Here is a 17,801-nt window from a genome sequence, read left to right as displayed (position 1 = left end):
CATGTTGTTGAGTATAAAAGAGGTAATAAAGTTAATTGGGGCATAAAAAAATGCCACCTTATTTACAAGGTGGCAATTATCAATAACGTCTAATTAGGCTTTCGGTTCGCCAGATAGATTTTCTTCTTGTCTGAGGTAACCTGCAGCTTCCTCGTCGTCTTTAGCGATCGCTTGCTGAGTTGGCATAGCGCGCGTTTGCTGATTTAACTGATGTATTTGTGACGCGTTCCCTAAATCACGCTCACTGGTAATTGACGCAATAGACTCGCGGTCTTTTAAGAATGCAATAACATCTTTTTTGATTGCTTGTAATTGCCCTTCGTCTTTATGCATTTCCATAATATGGCGAGGATGCTCAAGGTTTTTCATCCCTGTTGCAGCAAACGTTGTTGAAATAACACGAGAAACAATAATCCAAGGCGTTATGCTACTGCGTACTAAGGTGTTTTCTGAGCGGGTACTATCGTGAATACCAGTACCCGTTGATATTTTAGACTCGGTGAATGTACCTTCACATTTAAAATACACAAGCAGCGATTCAAATTGCATTTCGGCAAAAAATAGATGAGCCGTGTTTGTTAGTAATTGCGCGAATGCTTTAATAAGCATACCAATTAACAATAAGTGAAAGCTTGTCATTAATAGCTCACTAAATTGAATAATATGTTGGTTATTAAATGCTTGTTTAAAGCTACTGATATTCGCAGCGTCAATGTACTGATAAACATTAATAAATGAATACGCTAAAAATACAGTAAACACCAATGCAATAATATAAAGTAAGTTACCACTTACTAGAGCAAGTAATCTTGCTAGAGTGAAGTTTTTACCTAAGTCCGTAGAGTAAAGTTTAGGCTGAATTTCTTGGAGCATTTCACCTTTAAAGCCACCTTTACCTTCTATTTGCTCTTGCAACTTAGGGTCTAATTCTCGGTAAACTCTGTTTGGTACTTCTTTATAACGACGATTAGCCATGACCAAGTTATCAAGGTTTATAAAAATCTCGTCAGGATGAACAGACTCTTGCCAGTTTTCACGCAACTCAGATACTTCAGCAGACGGCGTAACTGAATTTAAACGTGCTTTAATCATGATAAAAACAAGGGCGCAGCTTAATGTAGCTAAAACAATAATGGCAATTAAATACATTCCTGCATGAAGGCTTGGTAATTGTTCAAGCCAGTTATCTATTTGTTGCTTACTAATACGCTGCTCTTTCATTAGCCACGACATAGAAAGGCCAATAGCGATTGGTAAAATAAAAGATAAAGAAATAATTTTTGCGAGAGCACCAGTACCTAAAGCTTCAATGTTCTTTTCAGCATCGCGAGAAATAGGTTTGCCAGAAGAACGCCATGAAAAAAGTACATAAAACATCAATATGGCACTGTAAACAGGAAATGCTAATTCGCCAGCTTCACCGGTAAAACCAGATAAAGAAACAAACGCCACAAGTCCGTATGCAATAAGTGCAACAAAGGTGCTGACCCACGAGCCAAATAAACGCTGGGCAACATTACGAATAGGGTAAGGTAAAAATAATAGCTTAGGAATTAAGCTGTGAAGTAAACGAGATAAAAATCCATTCGGCTCTTTAAATGTACTATTTTTACGACCAACAAGCATTTCTTCGAGTGACTGTGCGGTATACGCAACGTCTTTTTGTTCTTCTTGGGCGGTCGATGTTTGTGATTTACTATAATTGTAAGCCAGTGATGTGGGGTGATTTCTGCCTACAAAATACTTAAGCGTTGCATAAATCCCAGATGATAGAGAGCGAATGCCCAGTGCTAAAATAAGCATGCCAAATATCATTAAAATCCAACCTGCGGTTGTATCTTCTTTTACAGAACCTGCTGCAATAACGAGTAAGCTAATACCGGCTACAGATTCGATAAGCCCTCTAACTGCGGTTATTTTACCTTCAAGTTTGAAGGGGTTTTTTAGTCCAAGATCAATCGATCCATAATCAAAAGCCATTGAATGCTCCTTTTAAATAGCGTGTATGGGTGTAAATAAGCTTACTGGGTGAACTTGCTTTGCCGAACTTTTATAGTATATCAATAACCTGCACGTTATAAGTCTTTTAAAGGCCGGTTTTATCATCTTCTTTATTTATGCTTTTGAATTTAATTTATGAATTATGAGACTAAGGTCTAAATAGCAAATGTATCTATACGGCTATACAACAACTACACTGCGTGCAAATAAATTTGGGCGTATTTATCTTTACTTATCAGCAATATTTATATTTTAAAGTCACTATTACAGCTTAAGTAACTATACTTTTATAACTATTGGGCTTTTAGAAAAGCTGATGAGCTTATTCAGCCATTGTTTAAATTGGCCGTCGTTATATTTTGGAGAAGTTATGAGTAATTTAAGCTTAAAAAACAAATTAATACTACTTGCTATTGTACCGCTTATGCTGCTGTTAATTAGCTTAATGCTGAGCTCTTACTACTTAGAGTCTAAAAATCAGCAGCAAAATTTTGATTCGTTTAAAGTTAAGCTTATTGAAGATAAAAAAAATCTATTAAAAACTGAGGTTGAAATTGCCAGTAAAATTGTCAACTATCAGCTATCACAAGGTACTGAGCAGGATGCTAAAAAGGCATTACGAGATATCACATTTGGGCAGGGTGGCTATTTTTTTATTTACGACACTGATGGCGTTAGTGTATTTCATGCGTTACTTGGCAGTGCTATTGAAGGGCAAAATAAAATAGCAATGACAGATCCAAATGGCAAAAAAATTATTGTTGGTTTGCTCGAGCAAGCAAATAAAGGAGGTGGTGCATTCAATTACCACTTTCAAAAACCAAACACCACTGGCTTGGTGGAAAAAATGGGTTATGCCGATATGATACCAAATACCAATTGGATGATTGGTACAGGTGCCTACATGGATGATATAGATGCTGAATTAGAAAAATACCAAACGGCAATGCAAACGCATATAAATGACAAGATAAAAACCTTATTATTAATTGCATTATTTTGGGTGGTATTAACGGTTGTGTGCGCACTTATTGCGGCAAACACTATGATTAAGCCAATCGAAAGTATGGTGCAAAATCTTGATGATATAGCTAAAGGCGAAGGCGATTTAACCAAGCGTTTAGAAGTACAAACACATGATGAAATTGGTCTGTTGGGTGAAGCGTTTAATGTATTTGTGAGTAAGCTGCATGGCATTATTGCAAACGTTGTGGATGTAACGCACGATGTTAAAACAGCCTCTGGCGATATTAATACGCAAACCCAGTTAATTGAAAGCAAACTACTTAATCATAATCATGAAACAGATCAAGTCGCGACAGCTATTACAGAAATGTCGGCAACATCACATGAGGTAGCACAAAATACCACTCAAGTTGCCCAATCAACTCAAGCTGCAACCCAAGAAGTGGCAGCTTGAGTTGATATTTCGCTTAGTGAGGTATCAACATTAATGAGTGAAATAAATACAGCCGCTCAGCAGGTGGACTCACTAAGCGAACAATCTAAAAAAATTAATAGTGTATTGAGTGTAATAGGCTCAATTGCAGAGCAAACTAATTTGTTAGCACTTAATGCTGCGATTGAAGCAGCTCGAGCAGGCGAACAAGGCCGAGGCTTTGCCGTCGTAGCAGATGAAGTGAGAAGCTTAGCAAGTCGTACACAAGCAAGTGCGTTAGAAATTAGTGAAATGCTTAGCGAATTACATAATTTAGTAACGGCTGCGGTTAATGGAATGCAAGCAAGCCAACAGAGCTGTAATCGTTCGGTTGAATCATCTCGAGCTATTTCAGACAGTTTAGGTGCAGTGACCATCTCGGTAACTTCAATTAACGATATGAGTACACAAATTGCGACAGCTGCTACACAGCAAAGCAGTGTAACAGAAGAGATAAATCGTAATGTATCTGCCATTCAAGAAATAGTGAATGAGCTTACACTATCGAGCAAAACAACCTCTTCAATAAGTGAGCATTTAGCTGGACGCGGTGAAAATTTAGAAAGTTTAGTTGGACAATTTAAAATTTAACGCTTTTTGTATATCCGTGTTTTTACTTTAGCCGTAACAGAAAATGTTACGGCTTTTATTTGCTCTATTAGTCATGGGCAGTATCTTGTTTATGACGTATTAATTTCACCTTGAATCCCCCGTTTTTGTTACTTTTTAGTACTATAACTTTTGAGAATATAAGCCATTATTCTGCTTTTTTATAAATTTAAAATAAACATTAGTGCTCTTGAATTTTTACACATACAATGCGCAAAAATTAGGTGCCAACTTTTATCAATCGCATCAAATATATAAGACATGTAGCTCGCTAAAATGCTCAACATTTTAATGAACGGGTATTACGCCCGTAAATTTAATCAGCATTTATTTACAGCTAAGGTACACTCTTTACATAACATAATGATTTTTTAAGGCTTTAACATGATTGAGTATCCGGTAGACCAGCTTCCACAACTCATTAATGATTTGTTGCAGTGTGATACAACAGAGCGCAAAAATAAATTATTGGCTGATGCCCAGCTAACGCTTTCGATCGAGCATTTATCTTTGCTTTTTGAAGCAATTCCAAAAGAACAGCGCCTTGAAATTTGGCAATTATTAGATGAAGACACACAACACGAAATTTTTGTTAACTTAAGTGAAGACAGCTGTTTATGGTTACTGCAAACACTTGATGATAGTTACGCATTTAAGCTCCTTGATGAAGTGAATGTAGAAGAGCTACTTGAGCTTGAAGAAGTTATTCCTGAACGCTTTGTTGAATACGCTAAAAGGCAACTCGATGAAGCTCAAACTAAGCAGTATGATTTGGCGCAGCAATACCCGCCAGAGCAATTGGGTCACTGGTTGGGTTTTGACTTTTTAAAAGTGTCAGAAAAGTTAACTGCAGGGGGGGCGAAAAAGCTGCTACATAAAGGCTTACCGCAGTACAGCGAAGTTATTTATTTAGTAAGCCGTAAAGGCAGCTTAATAGGTGAAGTAGCGGTTAATGATTTAATTAAAGCAAATGATGGCGACAGCCTAATGGCACTGGCAAATCATGACTTTTCATCGTTACATGCCGATGATGACTTATATGAAGCGGCAGAAGTGGTGATCCACAGTGAAAAAATGGCACTGCCGGTAGTTAATGCCGACAATAAATTGCTCGGGCGATTAACCATTGCCTCGGCGTATGAGTTACGCCAAGAAATAGCCGACGAAGCGGCGGCAAAAGCTGGTGGTCTTCGCGAAGACGAAGATTTGTTTGCCAGCGTACGAAAAAGTGCTAAAAACCGAGGTATTTGGTTAGGTATCAACTTAGCAACTGCATTTTTAGCATCGTGGTTTATTGGTTTATTTGGCGCAACAATCGAGCAAGTTGTTGCGCTAGCTGTGTTAATGCCTGTGGTGGCTTCGATGGGAGGGATTGCAGGTAGCCAAACATTGACCGTTATTGTGCGCGGCTTAGCACTGGGTCAGGTTACAGACTCCAACCGCAAAGCGTTACTTAAAAAAGAGCTGCGAGTGGGGGCTGTAAACGGGTTGGTGTGGGCATTTGTTATTGGCGCACTTACTTATTTATGGTTTAGCGACATTATGCTCAGTATTACGATTACGGTCGCAATATTATTAAACCTAGTTGCAGCGTCGCTAGCGGGTGTTGTTATTCCGTCTATTTTAGACAAAATGAAAATAGATCCTGCTTTATCTGGCTCGGTTATATTAACGACCGTGACCGATATTGTTGGATTTGTTACCTTTTTAGGTTTAGGTAGTTTATTACTGCTATAACCTTTTTTACAGGAAACTATAATGACCTTTGAAGTCATGATTTGGTGTGCAATAGCGCTGTGTATTTCACAGTCGGCTATATTTTCAGGCTTAAACTTAGCGTTTTTTTCGTTAAGTAGATTGCAGCTTGAAATGGAAAGTACAAAAGGCAATGCCGCAGCAATTAAAGTGATGGCGCTGCGAAACGATTCAAACTTTTTATTATCGACTATTTTATGGGGTAACGTGGGTATTAACGTACTGCTTACGCTACTGTCTGACTCGGTATTAATGGGGGCAAGTTCGTTTTTATTCTCAACTATAGCCATCACTATTATTGGTGAAATAACACCACAAGCTTACTTTTCGCGTAACGCACTTAAAATGGCGAGCTTGCTTTCGCCACTTATAAAGTTTTATCAAATATTATTTTATGTTGTGGCAAAACCAACGGCTTTAATTTTGGATGCATGGCTGGGTAAAGAAGGTATTACCTACTTTGCAGAAAGCGAGCTTAGAGGCATTATTCGTAAACATATTGAAGCAGAAGAGGCCGATGTTCAGCATGTTGAGGGCATAGGCGCACTTAACTTTTTTAGTTTAGATGAAATAAGTGTCACTAAAGAAGGGGAAGTGATTGATCCCGACTCCATCATAGCGTTGCCAACAAAGCTGGATTTACCAATATTTCCTGAGCTTACATTAACGGCCGATAACGAGTTTTTACGTAAATTACATAAATCGGGTTATAACTGGGTGATCATCACCAATGAAGATGGTTGGCCTTTATTGGTTGTTGATGCGGATGGCTTTTTACGTTCAGCCTTGTTTGAACCAGATACGTTCGATCCGTATCATTACTGCCATAGACCTATTATTGTTGCCGACGAAACAATGCGTTTAAGTGAAGTGATTTTAAAAATACGTGCCAACCATTCACTCGATAAGTCGTTTGATGGTGCAATTGATCACGACGTTGTATTAGTGTGGAGCGATGAAAAACGAATTATCACTGGCGCTGATATATTTGGCCGATTACTCAAAGGAATGAGTGCACCTAAACTCGCCGCAAGCAATGTGGTTGAACCTACAAAACAGAGTTAGCGAACGTAAAACTAATTAACCTGAATTCTGGATAATAAATCTATCTCGAGCAGCTATTTTCAGCGCTAACTGCGTTGAATTTACTTGCAATCGGCCCGCTATTGACGCGTAAATTCGCTTTGTTTTCACTAAAAATCTCTTAACCAGAGTTCAGGTTAATTAACTAAAGAGCTAAAGAGCTAAACATCTATGTATTATATAAGTGTTTATATAATACATAGTTTATTTCGCCCCTCAGATTTAGCTCTGTATAGAGCGGTATCCGCTGCACAAATTAATGCTTCCGATGTTCTGTACTGCACGCCGTATTCGCATGCGAGCCCTTGGCTCACGCTTATTTTTACGTTAGCGGGCAAACCTATGTCTCTAAAGTTAATGTTGAGTATTTTTTCTTGAATACGTTTCGCAATCATTTCGGCATTTGAAATGTGAGCGCGAGGAAGTACAACAGCAAACTCCTCTCCACCATAGCGGGCAACTAAGCACTCATTTGATGGTAAACAGTTTTCAATTGTTCTTGCGACCATCTGCAAACATTTATCGCCTTTTACATGACCAAAGCTGTCATTAAATTGTTTGAAAAAATCAATATCTATTAATATAAAGCTCAAAGGCTGCTTATTAGTTAAGCACTCTTGCCAGTTTTTAATCATTGTTTTTTCAAGAGTACAGCGATTAGCCACCCCCGTTAAATGATCGAGCTTAGCTAACGCTTCAAGTTCTTTGTACTTTTTTACGTGTTTGGAAATGTCGTGCATGATGCAAATAAACAAAGGGGTATTGCCAGTAATGGCTGTTGGTAGGCAGGAGATTGAAAGCTCTACATCTAAAAAGTTTCCATTTGCTTTAATTACTTTTACTTCTTTTGGGCCATGATTAAGTGGCGTTTGGTAGTTGTTGTTCCAACTGTTAAACATATACTCATAATCGTCGCGATACTGTTCTTGTAAAAAGTATTGCCACTTTTTACCTATTAGGGAGTCAGCGGGTACATTAAAATATTTAGCAGCAATTGGGTTTACCGATTCAAAAACACCTTGTGCGTTAACAATAAAAATAGCATCGGCCATAACATTGGTGACATTAATAACAGCGCTTATTTTTTCATTGTTAAATGTATTAGAAATGCGATTCATTAATGCCGACACACCTGTGTCTGCATTTTGTTGGCTATGGTTTTCATTATTATTAGACATTGTGCTTGCTCATTTTTATTTTAATGAAATTTGATGTCTAGTAGTTTATTGAATTTAAGTGTTTTAAACCTTTCGATAACCTTCTTGTTTAACTGATTGATTTTTTTTGATTTTCTAGCGGTGCCTTTACTCGGTTTTCATAATGTTTAAAAGAGTGATTTGCAAAAAGTGGTTAGCTTATAAAAAGTTGCACAGGAATAAACCAGCCCTGTGCAATTTAGAAATTAATTGTTGTTAATTAATTTTTTTCTTTATTTATAACTTGAGGGTCAGCGCTTAACCCTAGCTCACGCAGGTCAAAGCTTGCTTGTTTTATTGTCGGTTCTTGCGTTAATTGTTGCACTAGCTGCTGAATATTATTAGTGGCAGTGGTTACAACAACAATGTCGCCTACGCGGTGTTTTAGCTGTAAGTTATAACGGGTTGCCAGTTGGCTAAAGTTGGCTTGGGTTGTTAATTGCAATAACACTTCGCCGGTGAGCTGTAGGCTATTACCGCTTTGGCTATCAGTTATACTATCCCCAAGCTGTAAGCTATTTGCGTTATTGGTTTGGCTCGTTAAGCTGGCGATAATTGCAGCGCCTGGTTTTACAGCTGTGTTTTTAGTTTGTGCTTGCGCCAATGAAAGAGTACTTACAATAAAAGTGAGTACTAACATAACAATCGTTGTTTTCATAAAAATTCCTTTATTAGTGGCCGTAAAAACGCAAAGACCAAGATAGCAGCGTGCCATCTACATTATTATTAGTGTCGTTCATGCTGAGTAAGCCTGCCTGCTCATTGTAAAGTAGGGTTTGGCTAGTGCCATTGTCGGTATCAATTAAGCGAATTTGCCATTGTCCAGCCGCCGATTCGCCATAAAAATGTTGGCTTAATAATAGAGCGTTTTGTACGGGGGTGCCGGTTGCATTTATTAACCCTGTGCGTGGGCTTAATAGCACACTGCGAGTACCTGATGGTGAAATAAGCTCAACGGCTAGGTCACGCATACGTGAATGATCAATCGATAGTTTTAACTGTACAGCTTCAATGGTTAGATTATCAGTGATGGCTAGCGTATCTTGCACACCGTTTACGTTAGCATGGGGTATTGTTAGCTCTGTGTTAGCGGTATGCCAATCAGATACCTGTAATGTGGGTAATAACGCAGTAGTTTGTTGAGCCACTGCAACAGCAGCGTCAACATCAATTGCACCTAAGCCATAAAAAGTATGAACGTTGTATCCTGCCGCATTTTGTTGCCAACCAGGAATGGCGTTGTAGCCGACTGCATCACCATTTGCATTTGTAAAATTAATATCAACACCGGCATTGTTGCCATCGAGTTTACGTGCTGTTGTGGCGAGAATATGCTTAATGGTTCTGGCATCAAGTTGCGGGTTAGCCGACATAACAAGCGCTATTGCACCCGATGTATTGGCAGCTGCTGCAGAAGTGCCATACATGGCAGCGGTGGCATCGCAGTGGCTATCTAACCCGGTGTTTTGCAGGGGGATGTCTATTGTGCTGTTAATGGTATTAAAACCGGCAGCGCAGCCACTCATATCTGTGGTAACAATACCTGCTTGGCTTTGAGCGTTTTCACCACCGGGTGCGGTTAAAAATACATTAGCGCCAACAGAAGAATACGATGCTAATTTACCGTTTGCGTTGTAGGCCGACACCAGCATATTCCAAAAACTAGCGTTATCGGTACTTAAATTAGCGTTATGAAATGGCAAGCCCGCGTTATTAAATGGTTGTTGCTGCTCATACGGAAATACTTGAAATGGCGTATCGCCAAAAAAAGTAGTGTATTGATAAAACGCGTTACCCGCTGACTTTACAAATAATGCACCTAAGCCGTTGTTACTGTTTAAGCTTACTTGCTGCATTACGCGCTCTTTTAATTGCAGGCTAAGAGTATGCTCTTCTGCATCAACGTTTTTAAATAATGCCGGCTTACTGCTGTAGCTTTGATTGTAAACGCGAGAGTTTGCAGAGCCCGTTAATGGCATACCATGCGATTGTAGCCAGTTATTCATTGTTTGCGCATCAAGGTAATTAAACCCAACAAGGTCTGCATTAGGTGCAACACCACGACCGCCAATATTATTATTTGCTTGTGCGGCGATAATGCCAGCCACTGCCGTACCATGACCGGTGTTATCGGTTGGTATTGCAGTGCCGGTTAACAAATTAAGTGAGCCTGTAATGGCATTATTGACTAAATCAGGGTGACTTAGTTCGATGCCGCTGTCTATTACGGTAACGGTAACGCCATCTCCTTTAATACCTTGCATATCGGTATTGAGTAAATTTAAATCTTCGCCAGCAACCGTGTTTGTAGTAAGGCCATTGTGGCCGCTGTTATTTAAATGCCATTGGTAAGGTGTAAGAGGGTCGCTATTCGTTAAGTGATCCGCAGCGAGGCTGCTAAATGCACCAAGTAGGCAGCAACTTAGCAGGGTTTTTTTAATATACATTAATAATACAATCCTTATTTTTATGTTTTTGATATATAAATCAATTTGTTATTAGATTGTTTCGTATATAAAATTATTAAGCAATTGAAAGTTGTGGTTTTTATAATAGACTAGTAATAAAGGGTTGGTTATTAATAATGCTGCTTGGTATATATTAGCATTAAGGTGTTTTGGCTTATAAAAATTGCACAGGGCTAAATCAGTCCTGTGCAATTTAAAAATTAATAATTAAACGTTGTTAATTACTTTTCTTCTTTATTTTCAATTTGTGGATCGGCACTTTCATACGCTTTGCCGTCGTGCTCAACGTTAAATACTAAACAGGCTGTGCCTGGGTTTTTATCGGTATCGATAATAGTAATTGTGTGACCGTTATCGCTTACTTTAAAACTGAAATCTTGGGCGCAAGGTGTTTCTTTCTCGACATCAGTAATAGTAGCGCCGGTGAATAAAAAACCTTTAGCAAGCGTGGCTTCATCTAAACTATAAATGCCCGCGGTTTCGGTTCTTACAACTCCGCCGCCAGTCACTTTTTTGCCATCTATAGAGTATGTAAAGTTAGCCTCGTTGTCACTGCCCAGTACAATGTTAACTGTAAAGTGAATTTGCTCTTGAGTGTTATTCATATTATTTCCTTTGTATTCATAGTTATAGTTTAAAGTCAGTAATACCTAGCTTTACTAGGCTTGCTCTTATTTTTGGGATTTCGTTAGCTCGGTTTAAGCAGGTGTAAGCCTGTACTAGCGGGTACGTAATGCGAACACTTTGATTTGTTTCTGCTGTTTTAGCAATGGCTTGAAGCGCATTTAAGCAAAATTGTTCTCGCTGTTTGCTGGTTGAAGTTAACTTAGCTTTAAGTAAATTTATTCGTGTGGGCGCTAAATTATCGCCACTTGCTATTAGATTGCCTCTATGCTGCTTATAGTTTTTATCACTTTCAAGTGCCGTCAATAACTCCTGTGCTTTAAGTGGTGACTGTTTATCAATAAAGTACTGTATAAGGCTCAATTGTGTATTAACAGTAAGGTTATTTATAAAGCCTTGATCTTTCATAAATTTGATAATTTTGGTAATTCGCTTATCAATTTTTTTATTAGGTGAAAGCACTAACTGGTGGGCCAAAAAACGATAATAAGAATGTTGAATTTCTTTACTTTTTGGATCTTGCAATCGTGCGCTATTAACTGTTTTTGTAGCTTGCTGTGCTTTTTTGTAGGCTAGCTTTTTATTAGGTAAGTAGCTTAATAGGTAGCTTTGTTGAATATAAGTATAAGCTAAACTGCTTGCTAAACTTGCATCATCTGGGTATTCAATTAATAAACTTTTTAACTCATTAGAAGCATTTGCATACATGGTTAATGCTGCGTTAAAAACACCCAATCTTTCTTCTGTTTTAGCAAGCCAGCTGATGGTATCGGCTTTATCGCGTAATAGGTTTTTATTATTGGGTTTAAGCTCAAGCGCTTCATTTTTAAGGGCGAGCGACTCTGCAAAGCGCTGTTTAGCGCCAGTGTAGTTAAATCGCTGTAAATATAAAGACCCCAGCGAATTGTGTGAATATGATAACTCCATAATGGCATTAAAATCATTCGGTGCTAATGAATACATTTTTTTACTGTAGATATGATATTTTTTTAAGAAAGGCTCAGTGGCAGCGTAATCGCTTTTATCGTAATGAAGCTGGCCGAGCCAAAAGGCATTGGCACCGGCGAGTGTGAGTAGCTCTAAGTTGTTTGGCTGTATTTTTAAGAGTGCTTCAAGGCGAATGCGGGCGTTTTCAAAGGCAGTGAAGGCCTCAATGGTTTTACTGCGGGAATAGGCCACTTCTCCCATGGCTTCCAGAGTTTGCGCGTACTGAAAGCGACTTTTAAACTCGCCTTGTTGACTGCTAAAGTTAAATAACGAGCTTGGTTCCTCAACTTGATTAGTAAAATACTCAAGTGCTTTATTACTAATGCCATCAAGTAAGTCCATACGCTTTACGCTGCGTAATTTATCGGCAAAATCACCTACCATAAACCCTAGTAAGCTTTCGGCCTCTTGGCGCTTTTGCTGTGCAAGTTGCTGCGCTTGAAAGCTAGTAACACTCATAAATAGGGCAACACAGGTAAGTAAACAAAGCAGAGCGACGGTGCCGCGTTTTATGGTTGTTTTTGTTTTACTGTGTTTAAGAGAGCTGGTTATAAGCGCGCGTTCGTTATCGTCTAGTTCGAATATGTTGTCGTTTAATAAGGTAACGGCCTCTTGCAGCGGTTTACCCGGCGCTAACAGGTAGGCGTTACTTTTTTGCTCATTAAGCCATTGTTGCGTGTGGTGGTGTAAGCGGCTTTTTATAGCAAGGGCATCTTTATGGTCATTAATCCACTGTTTGGCACGTGGCCATTGGCGTAATAGTGCCTCGTGGGCAAGGCTAAAGTAAGCTTCTTGGTTTTGTAAATGCGATACAAATAAGCGGCTATCGACCATAGCTTGAACCAGTTCTTTTTGGCTGGTGTTGGTTAATGCTTGCAAGCGGGCTGCGCGGCTCGTAATGGTTTTACCATCTGGGTTTAGCGTGACTAATTGCGATAACACGCTTTTTAGTTGCTGTTGTTGCGCTTGAGAAAGCCCTATAAATACTTCTTCGGCTTTTTTACCAATAGCACCCTCAATACCGCCGAGCTTTTCATACACACTGTGCAATAACTCATTATTATCACTGCGCTGTAAATACAGCTCTTGCAGTGTGTATTGCAGCATGGGCAGTGCATCTGGATTATTGGCGGTATCGGCGCAAAGTATTTCATCCAGCGGGGTTTTAGTGTGTGGGTCTTGCGAAAACGTTAAATTAGCGGTTAACGCTGGCAAGCGAATAATTTGTTGTAGTTCATGGCGATTTGGCGGGGTTAAATCGTAATGCGCGCCATGAGCCTTGCCCACCATAAGACTTGGTTGCTCAACCACTAAAGGGTAAAAATCGTTACGACAGGCACTAAATACAATCACCGCTTTAGAGGTCGCTAAACGCTCAATAACAGATAAAAAATGACTTCGGGTGTCGTTACTAAATAGCGGTGAGGAAAGTAGCACTTCTAAGCGGTCTATAAACAAAAACAATTGCGGCGTTTTAAGTTGCGTAGCGGCTTTGTTAAGCGCTGCTTGTATAGTGTTAATTACGTCATCGATTGCGTACTGTAGCTGCTCTGCCAGTGTTTGTGCGCTTAATCCTTCAAATACGGGGTGAGTGTTTATATCCCAATCGAGTAGAGCACAGGCTAAATCTAAAAAAAGCCTATTTTGATGTACATCTGCAAAGTCGAGCTGGGTGTAGGAAACAACCCCAATGCCGTTATAGCCTCGCTCATCAAGTAGTTTTGGTAAAATACCGGCATTCACAAGTGATGATTTACCTGTACCGCTTGGGCCGAGTATTAAACAAAAAGCGCGACCAAAGTTAATTTGGCTCGATACTCTATCGAGTAACGTTTCTATGGATTGATTGCGGCCAAAAAATAAATGTGTATCGCTTGGGTTATAAGCGCTTAATCCTAAAAAGGGAGAGCCACCTTGCCAAGTTTTATTAGCGCTTGGTATGTCATCGGTGAGTGGAAAATCAAGTTTTGCAATAACGCGATAACCACGTTTACGGATAGTTTCTATGTAATGAGGCTCACTGGCTTTATCGCCGAGTGCTTTTCTGAGTTGAGTAATAGTTTTATGAAGTGGGTTATCGCCAACGTCGATATTTTTCCAGCAATGATCAAGTAATTCATCACTTGTAACGATATCACCTTGTTGCTGACAAAGCCGTAGCAACACATCCATTGCTTTTGGCTCAAGTTGCTTTGTTTTACCTAGTCGCTGAATAGAGTTGGCTAAGGGCGTTATCTGCCAATCGCCTAAGTAAAATGGACTACGATTCATAATTACTCATTGTTGTTATTATATGGTGAAACTTAATGGTGTCGGTTTGTACTACTTAACTCCTATATAATAAACAAAAAAATAAATAATGTATGCAATTTATAAAGCGTGTGACAATAAAATATAAAGCTAACGGGTAAGTTAGCCTTTAAAGATTATAAAAGTGATAGTGCGTTAAAAATCACTTTTATTAATTGTGATTACGCGCTGCGGAAACGGAATTTCTATATTAGCGCTATTAATCGCTTTATAAACTCCGCCATTAATAGCGAGTTTAGTTTCAATAATTTTAGTTGTTGGCACCCAATAGCGATAACTAATGGTAACGCCACTGTCTGCAAAACGTTCAATACCGACTTGAGAGTCAGGATTTTTAGCGACTAACTCATTTGCATTTAAAACATTTTCAATGAGATTAATTGCGGTGTCGGAGCACGCGTTATACGCAATGTCGATTTCACCTTTTACTAATGAATAGCTAAACGAGTTATGCAGTATTTCGCCTACAATGTGTTTATTTGGAATGGTAATTTCTACTTTTTCTTCGTTAATTAAAATGGTGTAACCCAGTTCAATGGTTTTAACTTGGCCACTTACATTTTTAACTTCAATTGTGTCGCCCACTACAAAGGGGCGTGTGGCAATAATTGCAAGCCCAGCACCATAGTTAGATAACATCCCTTGCAGCGCCAAACCAGCCCCTAAAGATGCAGCACCAATAGCCGCTACAAAGGGAGTAACACTTATACCGATTTTGCCAAGTGCGATAATTATAACCATCACAATTAGCAGTACTTTTACAACGCTACTGACAAAATTGGTGAGGGTGATGTCAACATTGTGACGCGTCATTATGCTTGCAACCACTTTGGCAAGTTTTTGTGCTAGCCACAAACCAATCAGTACTATAAAAACAGCGCCAACAATTTGCATACTGTAGGTCACTAAGTATTCGGTAAGCATGGTGTAGTATTTTTCAAACTGCTCTATTTCGGTGCTGATCATAGTGGGCTCTTTACACGGCAATATTATATTTGCCAACTATAGCAAAATGTTAACAAGAAAAGGATACAGCAAGGGAACTATTACAGCGGTTAGTAGTGCACTTAATGCCATTGCGACAGATGAAAAAGCCCCAATTTTTGGGTGCTCTGCAAGTGCTGCAGCGGTGCCTATTGCATGACAAGCGGTTCCCATTGCTACGCCTTGTGCTTCATGATTATATATTCCTATGAACTTTAGCAACATCATGGCAAATAAAGCCCCTAGTAAGCCAATAAAAATAACTAAAGCAGCAGCAAGCGAACTAATGCCCCCCAATGAGTCTGTAACAACAAGAGAAATTGGTGTTGTAACGCTTAGCGCGGCAACCGAGGCGCTCAATTGATCCGAAGCGTCAAATAATAAGCTAAGAACAAACGCCACACAGGTTGCGTTAATAATACCTAAGCTGCATGTAAGCACTATTAATAATAAGTTTTTACGTATATGAATAAACTGTTGATATAAAGGCAGGGCTAAAGCAACAATCGCGGGCTCTAGTAACCAATTTAGTAATTTACTGTGAGAGGCAAACTGCGAGTAAGGTAGATTTAGATTAACTAATAGCAAAGCGATAATAGCAATGCTTAAAAAAACCGGATTAGTGAGTGACTTTAGTACGCTGTGCTTTATGCCCTGATTTATAGCTCTTAACGTTAAAAATAGTGCGATGATAAAAGGCACACTCAACCACCATAAATCGGGTGCTAGCATTTGGGCTTGCTTTGCTTGTTCAATCATTATTTTCTCGACCTTTAAAGTAAGCGATGACACTGCTTATTAAAAGTAACGACGAGAGAGGAATAAAAATAATAATAGACACTAAAAAAGGCCATTGTGATTTTATTAGCCCAAGGTGTTCAATAAAGCCAACACCAGCTGGAATAAAAAATATAGGCATAATGTTTAGAATTGGCGTTGCACAGGGCTTTATGTGCTGCTCTTTTACGAGGCCTGATAAAAGTAAAACTAATAAAATAACCATCGCTAATAATGGGGCGGGGAAGCTTCCGCCCATAATATGCATTATTAACTTAGCAACGGCTAAACATAGCAAAATAATGGCGCTACTAAGCAGAAATTTCATCAAAGTGGCTCGCAGAAAAGATAAGAGCTTAACTTTAACAAATCAAACTCTTTTGTGCATTAGGGCGTGTTGATCTTTGTGGATTGAAATTTGTTCAATCTAGGGGCGATTAAATCGCGGCGCGAGGTTTGTAACCTAGTGGGCTAAGTAAAAACCGAGCAACAAAGAGTTAATCGTCCCTAGAAAGAACCCAAAGGGCAGCGCATGTTTGGTATTTATGCTGCGTTATCGCCTATTTATGGGGAATAACCACACTACTTAGGCTCTGTCTTGCCCAAAAACCAAACAGTCTGCTGCAAACTCACCCACCAAAGATCAACACGCCCTAGTCTTACCAGCGCTTTGTGTTTGCATAAGTTATATCTGTTTTTCCTTTTGCTTTAGCAATCGCTTTTTTAGTATTGGGATTAAGCAATAAACGGATTTGGCTGAATGTTTCTTTTGCGAGTATTTTACGTTGTTGTGGCTTATAGCTTTGTTGAGTTACTCGCTTTATTGCGGCGAGTGTATCAGGGGAGCGTTCAAGCAATGTAGTAATCATGTTTTGCGTGGCTTGCTGAGTGTCATCAGTAAGCTGAGTAACTAAACCTAGCTCATTTGCTTGCTCTGCGGTGATAGGATTTGCATGACTTGCAAGCCAAAGGGCTTGGTCGCGCTTAACTAATCCGCTCATCATTACGTTAGCCCCCATGTCAGGGCACAATCCCCAACGGGCTTCCATTATGGCAAGTTTGGCATCAACATGGACTATTCTGTAATCCGCGCCCAATGCTATTTGTAATCCCCCACCTAAACAGTTGCCATTTATTTGTGCAATAACGGGCACGCTCAAAGACTGCCAGCCTAGTACAACTTTTTGTGCCAAATTTTGATTACCAGGCAGCCATTTCATTAATAACTTTATTATATTAAATGGCGATGCCATTACCGCAGCTACATCAAGTCCGGCACAAAAGTGATCACCTTCACCAGTAATTACAACGGCGCGAACACTGCGATCTTTTTTTATGTTTTTAATTACCTTGCTCAAGTCTATGAACATTTCAAAACTCAATGCATTTTGTTTTTTTTCTCTGCAAAGCGTAACCGTAGCAATACCATTTTTTTTTTCTAGCTTTATCATTACATACTCCTCCGACCTGTTGCTTTGAGCTTATGTTGTTATGTGTGTTAAGTAAAGTGAGAGACTTTATTGGTAGGCAAAAGTCTTAACTTTTACTTCGATAAATAAAATATATTTA

Annotated in this window: 12 protein-coding genes and 1 pseudogene; 3 read left to right on the top strand and 10 right to left on the bottom strand. The window is 39.2% G+C overall.

Annotation, left to right across the window (positions count from 1 at the left end):
• Positions 1–93: 93 nt before the first annotated feature.
• A complete protein-coding gene (locus tag ACJJVZ_RS15760) occupies positions 94–1,980 on the bottom strand; it encodes a hypothetical protein (protein WP_405601811.1) in 1,887 nt (628 codons plus the stop codon).
• A 391-nt stretch (positions 1,981–2,371) separates the two neighbouring features.
• Here ACJJVZ_RS15760 and ACJJVZ_RS15755 point away from each other — a divergent pair.
• The 3 genes and pseudogenes from ACJJVZ_RS15755 to ACJJVZ_RS15745 all read left to right on the top strand — a co-directional run bounded on the left by ACJJVZ_RS15755 (position 2,372) and on the right by ACJJVZ_RS15745 (position 6,868).
• Positions 2,372–4,030, top strand: a pseudogene (locus ACJJVZ_RS15755) (methyl-accepting chemotaxis protein).
• A gap of 402 nt (positions 4,031–4,432) precedes the next feature.
• Positions 4,433–5,785, top strand: a complete 1,353-nt coding sequence (locus ACJJVZ_RS15750) for a magnesium transporter (RefSeq protein ID WP_405601808.1) — start codon at positions 4,433–4,435, stop codon at positions 5,783–5,785.
• 21 nt (positions 5,786–5,806) lie between these two features.
• A complete protein-coding gene (locus ACJJVZ_RS15745) occupies positions 5,807–6,868 on the top strand; it encodes a DUF21 domain-containing protein (protein WP_405601806.1) in 1,062 nt (353 codons plus the stop codon).
• A gap of 206 nt (positions 6,869–7,074) precedes the next feature.
• Here the strand turns inward: ACJJVZ_RS15745 and ACJJVZ_RS15740 are convergent, their stop codons facing one another.
• The 9 genes from ACJJVZ_RS15740 to ACJJVZ_RS15700 all read right to left on the bottom strand — a co-directional run bounded on the left by ACJJVZ_RS15740 (position 7,075) and on the right by ACJJVZ_RS15700 (position 17,683).
• The gene (locus tag ACJJVZ_RS15740) at positions 7,075–8,064 is read right to left on the bottom strand and encodes a diguanylate cyclase (protein WP_405601804.1); all 990 of its coding nucleotides are present in this window, start codon (positions 8,062–8,064) and stop codon (positions 7,075–7,077) included.
• 238 nt (positions 8,065–8,302) lie between these two features.
• Positions 8,303–8,740: a hypothetical protein gene (locus ACJJVZ_RS15735; protein ID WP_405601801.1), complete on the bottom strand. Its 438-nt coding sequence runs from the start codon at positions 8,738–8,740 to the stop codon at positions 8,303–8,305.
• 13 nt (positions 8,741–8,753) lie between these two features.
• Positions 8,754–10,529: a S8 family serine peptidase gene (locus ACJJVZ_RS15730; protein ID WP_405601800.1), complete on the bottom strand. Its 1,776-nt coding sequence runs from the start codon at positions 10,527–10,529 to the stop codon at positions 8,754–8,756.
• A 242-nt stretch (positions 10,530–10,771) separates the two neighbouring features.
• A complete protein-coding gene (locus ACJJVZ_RS15725; RefSeq protein WP_273046479.1) occupies positions 10,772–11,155 on the bottom strand; it encodes a DP-EP family protein in 384 nt (127 codons plus the stop codon).
• Between the two features lie 22 nt (positions 11,156–11,177).
• The gene (locus ACJJVZ_RS15720; protein ID WP_405601796.1) at positions 11,178–14,432 is read right to left on the bottom strand and encodes a winged helix-turn-helix domain-containing protein; all 3,255 of its coding nucleotides are present in this window, start codon (positions 14,430–14,432) and stop codon (positions 11,178–11,180) included.
• Positions 14,433–14,606: 174 nt separating this feature from the next.
• A complete protein-coding gene (locus ACJJVZ_RS15715) occupies positions 14,607–15,437 on the bottom strand; it encodes a mechanosensitive ion channel family protein (protein ID WP_138585361.1) in 831 nt (276 codons plus the stop codon).
• Between the two features lie 36 nt (positions 15,438–15,473).
• Positions 15,474–16,214, bottom strand: a complete 741-nt coding sequence (locus ACJJVZ_RS15710) for an LrgB family protein (RefSeq protein WP_405601793.1) — start codon at positions 16,212–16,214, stop codon at positions 15,474–15,476.
• Positions 16,207–16,560 (bottom strand): CidA/LrgA family protein, encoded by a 354-nt coding sequence (locus ACJJVZ_RS15705; protein ID WP_182701104.1) that lies wholly within the window; start codon positions 16,558–16,560, stop codon positions 16,207–16,209. The genes ACJJVZ_RS15710 and ACJJVZ_RS15705 overlap by 8 nt, the downstream gene beginning before the upstream one ends.
• Positions 16,561–16,891: 331 nt before the next feature.
• Positions 16,892–17,683, bottom strand: coding sequence for a crotonase/enoyl-CoA hydratase family protein (locus ACJJVZ_RS15700; protein ID WP_405601789.1), 792 nt, complete (start codon positions 17,681–17,683; stop codon positions 16,892–16,894).
• Positions 17,684–17,801 lie beyond the last annotated feature (118 nt).

This window comes from Pseudoalteromonas sp. Ld19 (assembly GCF_045064135.1).
Classification (GTDB): Bacteria; Pseudomonadota; Gammaproteobacteria; order Enterobacterales; family Alteromonadaceae; genus Pseudoalteromonas; species Pseudoalteromonas aliena.
Note: the sequence above shows the minus strand (reverse complement) of the source record. Positions and strands in the feature narration are given on the sequence as shown.